Origin of the sequence: Garicola koreensis (genome assembly GCF_014195445.1) — a bacterium.
Classification (GTDB): Bacteria; Actinomycetota; Actinomycetes; order Actinomycetales; family Micrococcaceae; genus Nesterenkonia; species Nesterenkonia koreensis.
Genome location: NZ_JACIBT010000005.1, coordinates 1 through 12,854 on the forward strand (window position 1 = coordinate 1; position 12,854 = coordinate 12,854).

General features: G+C 66.0%; 12 protein-coding genes and 3 pseudogenes. 8 read left to right on the forward strand and 7 right to left on the reverse strand.

Features of this window, described 5'->3' with window-relative positions; translation table 11 throughout:
• The 3 genes and pseudogenes from FHX47_RS10970 to FHX47_RS07620 form a co-directional block, all read left to right on the forward strand.
• A pseudogene (locus tag FHX47_RS10970) lies at positions 1 to 184 on the forward strand (NAD-dependent deacylase); the annotation flags it as partial.
• A gap of 53 nt (positions 185 to 237) precedes the next feature.
• A complete protein-coding gene (locus FHX47_RS07615) occupies positions 238 to 534 on the forward strand; it encodes a DivIVA domain-containing protein (RefSeq protein WP_183358339.1) in 297 nt (98 codons plus the stop codon).
• Positions 535 to 609: 75 nt separating this feature from the next.
• Positions 610 to 780, forward strand: coding sequence for a DUF3117 domain-containing protein (locus FHX47_RS07620; RefSeq protein WP_183358340.1), 171 nt, complete (start codon positions 610 to 612; stop codon positions 778 to 780).
• Between the two features lie 9 nt (positions 781 to 789).
• Here the strand turns inward: FHX47_RS07620 and FHX47_RS07625 are convergent, their stop codons facing one another.
• Complete coding sequence (locus FHX47_RS07625) at positions 790 to 1,425, reverse strand: O-methyltransferase (RefSeq protein WP_183358341.1); 636 nt, start codon at positions 1,423 to 1,425, stop codon at positions 790 to 792.
• Between the two features lie 130 nt (positions 1,426 to 1,555).
• Here FHX47_RS07625 and FHX47_RS07630 point away from each other — a divergent pair, with 130 nt between their 5' ends.
• Positions 1,556 to 2,428, forward strand: a complete 873-nt coding sequence (locus FHX47_RS07630) for a hypothetical protein (protein ID WP_221206235.1) — start codon at positions 1,556 to 1,558, stop codon at positions 2,426 to 2,428.
• A 30-nt stretch (positions 2,429 to 2,458) separates the two neighbouring features.
• A complete protein-coding gene (locus FHX47_RS07635) occupies positions 2,459 to 2,917 on the forward strand; it encodes a twin-arginine translocase TatA/TatE family subunit (protein WP_183358343.1) in 459 nt (152 codons plus the stop codon).
• A gap of 10 nt (positions 2,918 to 2,927) precedes the next feature.
• Here FHX47_RS07635 and FHX47_RS07640 read toward each other — a convergent pair whose 3' ends face one another.
• Together FHX47_RS07640 and FHX47_RS07645 are read right to left on the reverse strand one after the other, a co-directional pair.
• Positions 2,928 to 4,109, reverse strand: coding sequence for a CaiB/BaiF CoA transferase family protein (locus tag FHX47_RS07640; RefSeq protein ID WP_183358344.1), 1,182 nt, complete (start codon positions 4,107 to 4,109; stop codon positions 2,928 to 2,930).
• 130 nt (positions 4,110 to 4,239) lie between these two features.
• Positions 4,240 to 5,385: an Mrp/NBP35 family ATP-binding protein gene (locus FHX47_RS07645; RefSeq protein WP_343064340.1), complete on the reverse strand. Its 1,146-nt coding sequence runs from the start codon at positions 5,383 to 5,385 to the stop codon at positions 4,240 to 4,242.
• 76 nt (positions 5,386 to 5,461) lie between these two features.
• On the opposite strand from FHX47_RS07645, the gene FHX47_RS07650 reads away from it, so the two are divergent.
• The gene (locus FHX47_RS07650; protein WP_183358345.1) at positions 5,462 to 6,253 is read left to right on the forward strand and encodes a YflT domain-containing protein; all 792 of its coding nucleotides are present in this window, start codon (positions 5,462 to 5,464) and stop codon (positions 6,251 to 6,253) included.
• 8 nt (positions 6,254 to 6,261) lie between these two features.
• Here FHX47_RS07650 and FHX47_RS07655 read toward each other — a convergent pair whose 3' ends face one another.
• Positions 6,262 to 7,128, reverse strand: a complete 867-nt coding sequence (locus tag FHX47_RS07655; protein WP_183358346.1) for an aspartate dehydrogenase domain-containing protein — start codon at positions 7,126 to 7,128, stop codon at positions 6,262 to 6,264.
• Positions 7,129 to 7,311: 183 nt separating this feature from the next.
• On the opposite strand from FHX47_RS07655, the pseudogene FHX47_RS07660 reads away from it, so the two are divergent.
• Positions 7,312 to 8,508, forward strand: a pseudogene (locus FHX47_RS07660) (IS3 family transposase).
• A gap of 191 nt (positions 8,509 to 8,699) precedes the next feature.
• Here FHX47_RS07660 and FHX47_RS07665 read toward each other — a convergent pair.
• Genes FHX47_RS07665 through FHX47_RS07675 form a run of 3 tightly spaced genes read right to left on the reverse strand, consistent with a single transcriptional unit; the run spans position 8,700 to position 11,380 of the window.
• Entirely contained in the window at positions 8,700 to 9,617 is a 918-nt protein-coding gene (locus FHX47_RS07665) for a cation diffusion facilitator family transporter (protein ID WP_183358347.1), read from the reverse strand.
• Positions 9,618 to 9,650: 33 nt separating this feature from the next.
• Entirely contained in the window at positions 9,651 to 11,111 is a 1,461-nt protein-coding gene (locus FHX47_RS07670; RefSeq protein ID WP_221206254.1) for a multicopper oxidase family protein, read from the reverse strand.
• Complete coding sequence (locus tag FHX47_RS07675; protein WP_027286374.1) at positions 11,111 to 11,380, reverse strand: SHOCT domain-containing protein; 270 nt, start codon at positions 11,378 to 11,380, stop codon at positions 11,111 to 11,113. Before FHX47_RS07675 ends, FHX47_RS07670 begins: the two co-directional genes overlap by 1 nt.
• Before the next feature lie 235 nt (positions 11,381 to 11,615).
• Here FHX47_RS07675 and FHX47_RS07680 point away from each other — a divergent pair.
• Positions 11,616 to 12,812: pseudogene (locus FHX47_RS07680) on the forward strand (IS3 family transposase).
• Positions 12,813 to 12,854 lie beyond the last annotated feature (42 nt).

Below are 12,854 nucleotides of genomic sequence, written 5' to 3' on the forward strand. Positions count from 1 at the left end.
TGTGGTGGTGGGAACATCGGGCATCGTCCAGCCCGCGGCGTCGTTGCCGCTGCTTGCCATGGAACGCCGAACCCCCTTGGTGGAGGTCAACCCGGAGCCCACAGAGCTCACCGAGGTCATGGACTACTCGCTGCGCGGCCCCTCCGGGACGCTGCTTGCGCAGATGGTGCAGGCCAGCAGGTGATCCGTGCTTGGCAGCTGCCGCAGTTCCGGGCCGAATCCTACTAAGGTAGAGCTATGACGTGGTTGTACCTGCTGGCGCTGGTGATCATCGGGGCCATCGTCGTCGTGCTCATGGGAAAATGGGACGGCGCGGCTGCCCCCGGGGAGGAGTCTCCGGCCACTGCTGACGACCCTGTCGACCAGCTGCTGCGGGAGTCAGGCGCCGAGGGGCTGACGGCCCAGCATCTGGATGCGGTGCAGTTCGACTCTGCGCTGCGGGGCTACCGCATGGATCAGGTGGATAAGCTCGTCGAGGCACTGGCATCGCAGCTGCGCACAACATCTGATAAAGGTGACATCCGCTCTGGGTGAGAGATAATAGCGGGTGAGAGACAATAGAGGGGCAATCGTCCTCAACGGCACGACAATGGAAGTAGGATTTTCTCGATGGCTGCTATGAAACCGCGTACCGGCGACGGCCCGATGGAAGTCACCCAGGAGGGGCGCAGCCTCATCATGCGCGTGCCGATCGACGGTGGAGGGCGTCTGGTGCTGGAGATCAACAATGACGAAGCACAGTCGCTGAAGCAGTGCCTCATCGAGGCGGTGGGGGAGTAGCTGACAGGCTCAGCGCCTGACGGCGACGAGCAGCCCGGTGCCGGTGGGCAGCAGGGCGCTGACCAGGCGGTCATCCTCAAGCACCGAACGCTCCAGTGCCCGCATAGCTTGAGTGGAGGCCTCACGCACGGCAGGTTTGGGGACCCGGTCGCTGTCGAGGGCATCATTGACGACCAGCAGTCCGCCGGCCCGGAGCAGGCGCAGCCCCTCGTCCGCGTAGGCACCAACCTGCTGAGCCTCGGAGTTGATGAACACCAGATCGTATCCGCCGGCTGTCAGCCGTGGGAGCACCTGATCGGCCCCGCCGGTGATCAGCCGGGTCTTAGAGGCAGCGACCCCCGCCGCCCGGAAAGTCTCGGCGGCCGCGGAGGTATGGTCCGCTTCGGAATCGATGCTGGTGAGCACCGCCGCCTGAGGGGCGCCGCGCAGCAGTGCGACACCCGAGATGCCGACTCCGGTGCCGATCTCCACCAGGGCCCGAGCCTGTGAGGCAGCCGCCAAGACGCTCAGCGCCGAGGCGGTGCCGGCACTGACCTGCTGCGATCCCAGGTGGGCCTCGCGAACCCGTGCTGCGGCGAACAGCGGGTCCTGGGAATCATGATCTTCGCTGTAGGCCCAGCTGGAGTGCTTGGCGGTCTGGCTCATCATTCACATCCTGAAGGGTTTGGGGCGACGCCTCATCCTATATCCGGCTGATCAGCGGAGCCGACCGTGAATGAGAAATTCCCAGTGAAATATAAGGCTGTGCTCAGATTCGATAGGCATGCTGGTGACAATGTCCTGGCATCTGTCCACTCTGGAAACCACAGCTTCGCGCCACGGTCATGTCACTGAAGCGGGCGGAGTCCGCCTCGGCTGGATAGTTGGCATTTTCCTCTCCTCCTTGGTTCTGGTCGTCACCATCATCGTGGCTGCGGCCTGGGTCGTCGGCGGCCGGGTGCCCTCGACGGACCCGACTGTTCAAGAGCTTCTGCCGCACGAGCCCCGGCAGGGCGCGGCCCAGTCCGGTGAGGCTGTCACCATGACCTCAGGACTGCAGCCACCGGCGGGAGTCGGTGAGGAGTACGTCACCGATGAGAGTGCCCTCGTCCTTCCCGGAGCGCGGCAAGGCTCGAACATCAGGCAGATTCCGGTGGAGAGCATCTCCGCGCTGAAGAGTATGGGATGGGCCGTGCCCTATCTGAGCCGGAGCGGGTTCGACCATGAGTACGCCGAAACCACGGTGTTGGACGGGGTGCGCACTGTTCAGGCGCGGCTGACCAACGGTGAGCAATACATCAATGTCGCCGAAACTCGCGCTGAAGGCTCCGCCGCGGAGCTGCGGCCCCTGAGCGAGAAGCTGCATGAGATGGTGAACCTCGACAGGGTGGTCTCCGAGACGGTGGAACTGTCCACCGGGCATGAGGCGAACCTCTACGTTGCTGAAGAGGGGCCCACGTGGACGGCGGCGGTGGAGAACTCCGCAGTCCAGTACGTCATCACCTCCGATATGCCCGCCGATGTGGCCGCCGAGATTTCCTCCTGGGTGCTGGTCACCGACCGTTCCCGCGTTCAGATGCTGCCCTCGTCCCCGGGGACAGCAGACCGGTTGGAGCGTGGCTTCGACGAGCTGTTCGACATCTTCGACTCCGGATCGCAGAGCCGCTGACCCCCACACCCTCGCGGTAGAGTGAGGCCTGTGCCAGGCATCAACTTCTACGAGTTCTTCATCATCATTGTGTTGGCCCTGGTCCTGCTGGGGCCGGAGCGGCTGCCGCAGTATGCGCAGAACTTGGCGCGTTGGGTGCGTAAGGCTCGCTCCGCCGCCGAAGACGCCAAAGTTCGTTTCAAGGAAGAGACCGGCACCGATCTCAACGATGTTGATTGGCAGAAGTATGACCCGCGGCAGTACGACCCGCGCCGCATTATCCGTGACGCTCTCGCTGAGGACTACGAGCCGGTCCGCTCCGAAGTGCGCACCATCACCGAGAGTGTGAATCCCAGGCAGCTCTTCGCCCCCAGCAGTTCGCCGGCTCAGACGGGTAGCGCGATGGCCGCCGGTGTTGCCGGCTCGGCTGCGCTCACCGATGCCTCCGACGACGTCGACCCGGGTGAGCCACAGCAGATGCCGGCGCCGTTCGACCGGGACGCCACCTGAGCCGACTGGCTCAGCTCTGTGCCTCCAGCCAGTTCAACACCCACTGCCGGTGCTCATCGATGCGTGGGGGAGCGGTGTGGTACGCCACGGAGGACCGCGACCACTGCACCGGGTGGGCGATGGAGGATGAGGCGGTGCCGTCCTCACGTTCCACGGTGACCCGCGGCCGCAGTCCCAGGCCTTCGGCGAAGTCCAGGCTGTCGACGACGTCGTTGATGGGGGCGCACGGGACACCGGCCTCCCGCAGCACGGCACTCCAATGCTGAGGCCCTTGCTGCCGCAGCTGCTGCTCCAGCACCTCACGCAGTTCGCCCCGATTCGCGTTGCGTCCGGACATGCTTCCCCAGCGAGGGTCATCAGCGGCCTCAGGGCAGCCCACGGCGTGGCAGAGCCGAATGAACTGCGCACTGTTGCCGCAGGCGATCATGATCTGGCCTTCGGCGGTCGCGAACGGGCCGTAGGGGAACAGGCTGGGGTGCTCATTGCCCATTCGTCGGGGTGAGACCCCGGTGTTCACCGCCGCTGAGGTCTGGTTGACCAGCCCCGAGAGCATCGAGGACATCAGGTTGGCCCGCACCTGCTGACCGTGGCCGGACCGGCTGCGTTCGTGCAGGGCGGCCAGAATGGCTGACTGCAGGTGGAGTCCAGCGATCACATCAGCGACTGCCACCCCGGCCTTCATCGGTCGGCCGTCGGCTTCGCCGGTGACGTGCATCAGGCCTGAGGCGCCCTGGACCAGGACGTCGTAGCCAGGCAGCGCAGCTCCGGGGCCCTCGAAGCCGAACCCGGACAGTGAGGCGTACACCAGCTGTGGAAAACGAGCATGGACCGATTCGTAGTCCAATCCGAAGCGGGCCAGCCCACCGGGTTTGAAGTTCTCCACCAGGACGTCGGCGCGACTCAGCAGCTTGTCCACCACGTCCCTGTCCGCCGCATCCCCCAGATCTAAGGCGATGGAACGCTTATTGCGGTTCACAGACTGAAAGTAGGTCGACTCACCGTCTCGCTCCGGCGGTCTCCAGGTCCGCGTCTCATCGCCCTGGGGAGACTCCACTTTGATGACCGTCGCTCCCAGGTCAGCAAGCAGCATCGTGGCATAGGGGCCGGCGAGCACCCGGGAGAGATCAACGACGACGACGCCCTCAAGCGGGCCGGTGGACTGTGCGGCGACTGCCTCGGTATGTGAATTCATACCCCCAGTTTGTCGGCACTCGCGGCCGAGGGCGCACAGTAAGACCGAATCTGTGCTCGGCAGATGAGTCCCACGCATCAATCGCGGGGACAAGCCACCCCCACTGCCCGCTGCGCGAACGACCGGGGCCTCAGCCGGGGTGCACCGGCAGACGCTTGCCCGAAATGCCGCGCGGCTGGTGGGCCAGCTGGGTCGCAATGCTGCGCAGCGCGGAGCCGGCGGGGGAGTCCGGGGCGGAGAGCACGGCGGGTGCGCCGTCGTCGCCGGATTGGCGCAGCGTGTGGTCCAGCGGCACCGACCCCAGCAGCGGCACGTCGACGTCGAGCTGTGAGCTCAGCCGGTCTGCGACCAGCTGCCCCCCGCCGGAGCCGAAGAGATCCATGACTGTGCCGTCGGGCAGGGTCATCGGTGCCATGTTCTCCACCACCCCGGCCACCTTCTGGTTGGTCTGGGCGCTCAGTGCTCCGGCGCGCTCGGCGACTGAGGCGGCCGCGGCCTGCGGGGTGGTGACCACCAGCAGCTCCGAGCCGGGCAGCAGCTGGGCCACCGAGATGGCGATGTCCCCGGTGCCCGGGGGCAGATCCAGCAGCAGCACATCGAGGTCACCGAAGTGCACATCGGTGAGGAACTGCTCCACCGCCCGGTGCAGCATGGGACCGCGCCAGGCCACCGCCTTGCCGGGTTCGACGAACATGCCGATCGAGATGGTCTTCACCTCATGGGTCACCGGCGGCAGAATCATCTCATCCAGCCGCGTGGGCGAATCGGTGATCCCCATCAGGTCCGGAACGGAGAAGCCGTGCACATCGGCGTCGATGATGCCGACCTTCAGCCCCTGATCGGCCAGCGAGCAGGCCAAGTTCACCGTGACCGTGGACTTGCCCACCCCGCCCTTGCCGGAGGCCACGGCGTAGACCTTGGTGAGCGAGTCGGGCTGAGCGAAGGGGTTGACCTTGCCGCCGTCGCCGCCGCGCAGCTGCTCCTTCAGCGCCGCGCGCTCTTCAGGGGACATCACATCCAGGCGCACCTGAGCGGTGCGCACGCCCTCCGCACGCACTGAGGCCGCTGTGACGTCGTCGACGATGCGGCTGCGCATGGGGCAGGCATCAGTGGTGAGCTTAATGGTGATGTCGGCGGCACCGTCGCTGTCTACGCTGACCTCACCGACCATGCCGATCTGGGTGATCGGCACGCGCAGCTCCGGGTCCAGCACCTCGTCCAAACGGCGGTGCACGCGGTCGACGGCCGAAGATTGCGGGGAACTCTGCTCAGACACGGGGCCAGTCTAGGCGCCCACCCTGAACACTGAGGTGATGCGGCCGGTCCGCTCCAACGCTGGCAGAATGGTAGCCATGAGCAATGCTGCGCAGTTCAACACCGGCGGCCTCCCCAAAGGCGAGCTGCTGGGCCGCTACCGCACCTACGACGACGCCCAGCGGGTGGTGGATCACCTGGCCGCCGCCGAGGGCTTCGACATCAAGACCATCACCATCGTCGGCAATGACCTGCGTTCGGTGGAGCACATCCGCTCGCGGCTGTCCTACCCCCGGGTGGCTGGGGCCGGTGCGGCCCAGGGTGCGATGTTCGGCTTCTTCATCGGCCTGCTGATGTGGCTCTTCGCCCCAGAAGCACCGGTGGTCAACCTGCTGCTCTCGGTGGTGCTGGGTATGTGCATCTGGATGCTGATCGGCGTCATCAGCTACGCCGTTCGCCGCGGCAGGAGGGACTTCTCCTCATCCTCGCAGTTGGTAGCCACCACCTTTGACGTGGTCTGTGACTTCAGCGTGGCCGGCAAAGCCCGGCAGCTGGTCAGCCAGTCCGGCGTGATCAGCCTCAACGCGTGGAACGATCCCACCGGCTCAGCCTCCAGCCTGGCGCCTCCGGCGGCGTCGGCGAAGCCCGCCGAACCCGCTGGTCCCGAGCAGCGGCCGGCGCACACTGACCTGCCCGACGGGACCCCGCGCTACGGGGTGCGGATCGAGGAGAAGCAGAAGCCCGACGGCGACGCCCCAGACTCGGCGGCCAGTTCTTCCACACCGCAGGAGCCGTCCTCCGCGCCGCAGCAGCCGGAGGCACCACCTGAGGACTCCACGTCCTTCGATGATGCGCAGGACCAGCGGGTCCGGCCCAACCAGGAACCCTGAGACGCTCCTCACCGCAGGGGAGGCGCCTGCAGTGCTGCGCGCAGACTGCGCACCACCGACAGGGCAGTCAGCCCCGAGGTTTTCGGGTTGTTCGGACTCGGCGCGGACTCGAACGTGAACTCAAAGCGTCCGGCCGGGCCGTGGGCCAAGACCTCGTGGCGGCTGAGTTCGGCGTCCGGATCTGCGAGGAGGCAGACCTGGACCCGCTGCAGGGAGGAGGCCATCAGCTGCAGATCACTGGTGGCCCCCGACTGCGGCAGACCGCGGGTGGCCCAGGCCAGTGCGGCCGACACATTGACGTTGGCCGGGAACTTTCTGATCGCGCTGATCGGATCACCCTGGAAGACCGTGATGGGATCGTCACCACGGCGCAGCTGGGTCAGGCGCCTCGCCTGACTCTCAGACATCCAGGGCTGCACCAGTGAGCCGGCCAGCTTTGCGGTCCGGATCGATATGGAATCCAAGCCGTGCGCATCGGCTGCGGCACCCAGGACGTCGAATCCACCGATAGCCCCGTTTGTCACCCACAGCCGGCCCGGCCCACCCAGCAGCGAAGCCCGGGCAGAATCATCGGCCAGAGCGCCCACTGAGGTCAGCACCAGATCGGCTCCGGCGCTGATCACCGCCGGAGCGAGGTCGACGGCGGCGGCCACCGACGCGCACTCCACCACCACGTCGGCCGTTCCGATCAGCTGGTCCCACTGCGCATCGTCTGCGGTTCGCACCGCTGCGCCCAGGTCATCGCGGCCGGCATGTCCGGCCAGACTGCGCACCACTGCTGTCAGGGTGATTTCGCCGGCGGCAATCTCGGGTGCGAGCTGCTGGGCAATGTCTCGGCCGATGGCTCCGAATCCCAGGAGCACGATGTGCTGCATTGTGTGAGCGCCTTCCTTCTGCCGAGCCTCAGATCCCCATGATATTCGCGCTTCCCCGTGTTATACCGCTGGGAAGCGCGAATATCGCGGGGAACAAGCATTCGGCGGGTCGTCTGGGGCTGATGCAATGGGGAGTGACAGTTGATCTGGCCCGCTGACTGTGGGCCTGGAAGGATAGTCACTATGCCTAAGCCGTATCCGAAAGAGTTCCGCGAGGACGTCGTCGGTGTGGCCCAGAACCGGGATGAGCACACCACTATGGGCCAAGTCGCTAAGGACTTCGGTCTGCACGAAGACACCCTGCGCAAATGGCTGCGCCAAGCAGATCTCGATGCTGGTAATCCCACCGGCCGTGCACCTGGTCCCACTACTGATGAGAAGTCTGAGCTGCGTGAACTGCGCCGCCGTAACCGCACCCTGGAGCAAGAGCTGGAGGTGATGCGTCGGGCTGCTGCCTACTTCGGCCAAGCCCAGCTCCCGTCAAAATGAAATACCCGCTCGTCAGCGATCTGGCCGCTTCAGGTATCCCTGTGGCGGTGACGTGCCGGGTCTTAGAGATCGCACGCCAGCCCTACTACCGATGGCTGGCCCACCCCATCACCGAGGCCGAACTTGTGGAGGCCTACCGCCTCAACGCGCTGATCGATGCCCACCACGATGACCCGGAGTTCGGGTACCGCTACCTGGCCGATGAGGCCGCCGATGCCGGGGTGCCGATGGCAACCAGGACCGCCTGGCGGCTGTGCAGCACCCAGGGGTTGTCCTCCTCGATCTCAACACGGAAAAAGGGCAACGGAACCCGCCCGGGCCCACCGGTCCATGACGATCTGGTCCAGCGCCAGTTCAGCAGCGTCACCGAGGTCAATACCGTGTGGTTCACCGACATCACCGAGCACCACACCAGCCAGGGCAAGCTCTACTGCTGCGCGATCAAGGACGCCTGCTCCCGCCGGATCGTCGGCTACGCCATCGATGCCCGGATGAAAGCCTCCTTGGCGGTGCGGGCGCTGACCAACGCGGTAGCCAACCGACACCGCGCCGGCGCTGAGGTGGCCGGGTGCGTGGTACATAGCGATCGCGGTAGCCAATTCCGGTCGAAGAAGTTCCTCCGCGCCCTTCAGGACCACCGCCTTGGTCGGGTCCATGGGCCGCGTGGGCGCCGCTGGCGATAACGCAGCCATCGAGAGCTTCTTCTCGCTGCTGCAGAACAACGTCCTCGACACTGGCCCCTGGCGCACCCGCCAACAGCTGCGACAAGCAATCGTGACCTGGATCGAGGCCACCTACCACCGAAGGAGGAAACAGAAAGAACTCGGCAGACTGACCCCAGTCGCGTTCGAACAGACCCTACTGTCCCAGGCCGTGGGACTAACAGCCTGAACAACAAACCCCACCTGTCACCCCGATTTGCATCAGCCCCTTCTCCCAAACGGCGCCTCCCGGCCCGGTGAGGTTGCGGGATGGACTCTTGGTGCCGGGGATGGCCGAGTCTTGCGGGAGCTTTCAGTCGATGTCGCCGTGGTTGTCGCGCGACACCGACACCACTCTCACCGACCAGGCGTGGTGGTGGGCTATCTGGTGATGTCGATGTCTGCGGCGCGCTCTTCGTCCGGGCAGGTCTGTTCGAGCTGGAGGGTGGAGAAGTACACGCCGAAGCGATCCTGGAGCAGGTCGGTGGCCTGGTGCAGGACACGGTCGCCAGCCTCGGGCAGATTGGACACGCGCAGATGGGCGGAGAACACGGTGCGTCCGGAGGTGATGGTCCATGCGTGGATGTGATGGACGTCGGCCACTCCGTCGATGCCCCGCAGCAGTGCCGTCGCCTCACGCACGTCGAGATGCTCAGGGGTGCCTTGGAGCAAGATACGCATCGCCGAGCGCAGGATGGTCCACGATGCCCACAGCAGTACCAGCCCGAACGCCATACCGAGCAGCGGGTCGATCGCCAGAAACTCGGTCAGCCGGATCACCACCGCGGAGACGATGATGATGAGGCTGCCGACGAAGGTCTGCAGAATGTGCCAGAACGCGCCCTTGAGGTTGAGGTTTGACTTCTGCCGCTGGTAGAGCAACCAGAAAGCGATGACTTCGGTGAGGATGCCGCCGGCGGCGACCCAGAGCATGACCGTAGTGGGCAGCTCGACCGGGTCGGCCAGCCGCATCGCCCCCATCCAGAAGACGTACCCGGCCATGACGACCAGGAAGACCCCGTTGAACAGGGCTCCGAGGATCTCCGCGCGCCCCCATCCGAAGGTCTCCCTGCCGGTGGCCGGACGCTGGCTGAGGCGTTGGGCGACCAGGGCGATCATGACCCCACCGACAGCGGAGAAGGTGTGGAACGCGTCGGAGAGCACGGCCACCGACCCGGACCACAGACCCACGACCAACTCGATGACGAAATACACCCCGGTCAATGCCCCGGAGATCCGCAGTGCGCGGCGATCTCCGTGGGCCGGGACGTGCCCACCTGAGGCGTGGTCGAGACTCAAGGGGTTCTCCTCCTCGTCGGGGGTTGGGCGCGGTCAGCCGACCTCGACGCTGGCCATCATCCCGGCATCCTCGTGATCGAGAATGTGGCAGTGGTAGACGCTGCGCCCCGGGTGGCGCGCGAAGTCGACCAGGACCCGCACCCGGCCCCGGGCGGGCACATTGACGACGTCGCGCCTGGTCACCTCGCGGACCGGTTGTCCGCCAGTCTCGACGAGCTGCATGGGCCACACGTGCAGGTGGAAGGGATGGTCCATCGGGGTCGGGTTGGTGATCAGCCACTCTTCCACCCCGCCGACGCTCACCCGCTGATCGATCCGGTCGGCGTCGAAGGCGCGGCCATCGAACCCGGGATCCATCATCCCCCGGCCGGGACCCATCATCGATCCCATGGTCATGGTGAACGCGATCTCCCGCCGCCCGGCGACGGACTTCTCCCGCAGATCCGGAACCGCCAGACGGTCCGGCACCGGGCCCGGGGCGGCGGCCTCGGCGCCGGTGACAGCCAACGTCGCCAAGGTGCCTGGCCCGGACAGGCCACCACCGCCCATCATCCCCATCCCACCGCGGTCGTAACCGAGTGTGCGCAACTCGCTGGAACCGGCGCGCATGCTCACCAGCAGATCGGCGCGATTGCCCGGCGCCAGCAGCACCTCCTGCACCTCCCGAGGCGTTAATTCGCGGCCGGTGTCGATACCGAGCAGCTCCAAGTGCTGTCCGGGCAGCGCCAAGCGCAGGTACCGCGAGGTGCACGCATTGATCACCCGCCAGCGTTCCCGCTGCCCGGGACGCGCAGATAATTGCGGCCGGTGTTGACCGTTGACCAGAACCAGGTTTCCCTCTCGGCCCATCATCACCTCCGGAGCGGCGACGGGGACGATCTGCCCGTCGCCGGTCAGCGAGATGTCCGAGACGACCAGCACCCGCTCCCGGCTGACCGGCACCCGATCGCCCTCGACGATCAAGGCACCGTACAAGCCGCCGAACAACTGATCGGCGACCGTGCCGTGCCGGTGGGGGTGATACCAGGACACCCCTGGCGGGTGGTCCTCGGGAAGATCAAAGCGGTAGTCGAAGACCTGGCCAGGGTCGATGGACACGAACGGGTTGTCTCCGTTATCCCGCGGGGAGACGGCCAGCCCATGGGTGTGCAAGTTGGTCGGGGTGTCGAGTTCGTTACGCAGCCGCACCTCGATTCGGTCTCCCGGCTGTACCCGCCAGGTCTGACCCGGCACCGTGCCGTTGTAGGTCAGCACCCGTGCCCGCTGCCCAGCGATGGTCGTCTCCCGACGGGTGGCGACCAGTTCCACCCGCAGCACCCCGTCCCGGCTGCGCACGACCTCCGGTTCCACCAGGGATTCGCCGCCGGCCCCAGCCGAACTGGTGGACGGGGCGAGCCAGGGCAGGCCGGTCTGCGAGAGCCCCACCCCACCGACCACGACCCCGAGCCCGCCAAGCATTCCGAGCTGGAGCGCTTGACGCCGGGTGATGGGCATCACGCCTCAGGTCCTGCGCCGTTGTCCAGGCGCCGGCGACGCTCGTCGTACTCGGTGTCATCGATCTCCCCGCGGGCGTACCGCTCATCGAGCACCTCCCGGGCCCGACTACGACCCGGGTGGCTCGCGCCGTTGGGCCGCTGACCGCGGCCGCTGAGCAGCCGGACCAGGACAAGGACGAGCACGACGAGGCCCACGACCATCAGGGCCAGGAAGAACCAGCCCCAGACCATGCCCCACCCACCCATGTGGTCCCAGTTCCTTCCCATGTCTCACCTCCGCGAGTGTCCGTGCCGGAACGTGATCGACGGCCGGCCGTCCACCGCACGATGCCTCCTCTGAGCCGCGGTGCGCGAGGAGGGATCGATCCTCCTTGGGCGTCGCAGCTGACCGGAAGGCGAGCGGTGGGCCTTTCGATCGAGTCAATCAGATGGGTGGGGCTGATGCAATGGGGAGTGACAGTTGATCTGGCCCGCTGACTGTGGGCCTGGAAGGATAGTCACTATGCCTAAGCCGTATCCGAAAGAGTTCCGCGAGGACGTCGTCGGTGTGGCCCAGAACCGGGATGAGCACACCACTATGGGCCAAGTCGCTAAGGACTTCGGTCTGCACGAAGACACCCTGCGCAAATGGCTGCGCCAAGCAGATCTCGATGCTGGTAATCCCACCGGCCGTGCACCTGGTCCCACTACTGATGAGAAGTCTGAGCTGCGTGAACTGCGCCGCCGTAACCGCACCCTGGAGCAAGAGCTGGAGGTGATGCGTCGGGCTGCTGCCTACTTCGGCCAAGCCCAGCTCCCGTCAAAATGAAATACCCGCTCGTCAGCGATCTGGCCGCTTCAGGTATCCCTGTGGCGGTGACGTGCCGGGTCTTAGAGATCGCACGCCAGCCCTACTACCGATGGCTGGCCCACCCCATCACCGAGGCCGAACTTGTGGAGGCCTACCGCCTCAACGCGCTGATCGATGCCCACCACGATGACCCGGAGTTCGGGTACCGCTACCTGGCCGATGAGGCCGCCGATGCCGGGGTGCCGATGGCAACCAGGACCGCCTGGCGGCTGTGCAGCACCCAGGGGTTGTCCTCCTCGATCTCAACACGGAAAAAGGGCAACGGAACCCGCCCGGGCCCACCGGTCCATGACGATCTGGTCCAGCGCCAGTTCAGCAGCGTCACCGAGGTCAATACCGTGTGGTTCACCGACATCACCGAGCACCACACCAGCCAGGGCAAGCTCTACTGCTGCGCGATCAAGGACGCCTGCTCCCGCCGGATCGTCGGCTACGCCATCGATGCCCGGATGAAAGCCTCCTTGGCGGTGCGGGCGCTGACCAACGCGGTAGCCAACCGACACCGCGCCGGCGCTGAGGTGGCCGGGTGCGTGGTACATAGCGATCGCGGTAGCCAATTCCGGTCGAAGAAGTTCCTCCGCGCCCTTCAGGACCACCGCCTTGGTCGGGTCCATGGGCCGCGTGGGCGCCGCTGGCGATAACGCAGCCATCGAGAGCTTCTTCTCGCTGCTGCAGAACAACGTCCTCGACACTGGCCCCTGGCGCACCCGCCAACAGCTGCGACAAGCAATCGTGACCTGGATCGAGGCCACCTACCACCGAAGGAGGAAACAGAAAGAACTCGGCAGACTGACCCCAGTCGCGTTCGAACAGACCCTACTGTCCCAGGCCGTGGGACTAGCAGCCTGAACAACAAACCCCACCTGTCACCCCGATTTGCATCAGCCCCTC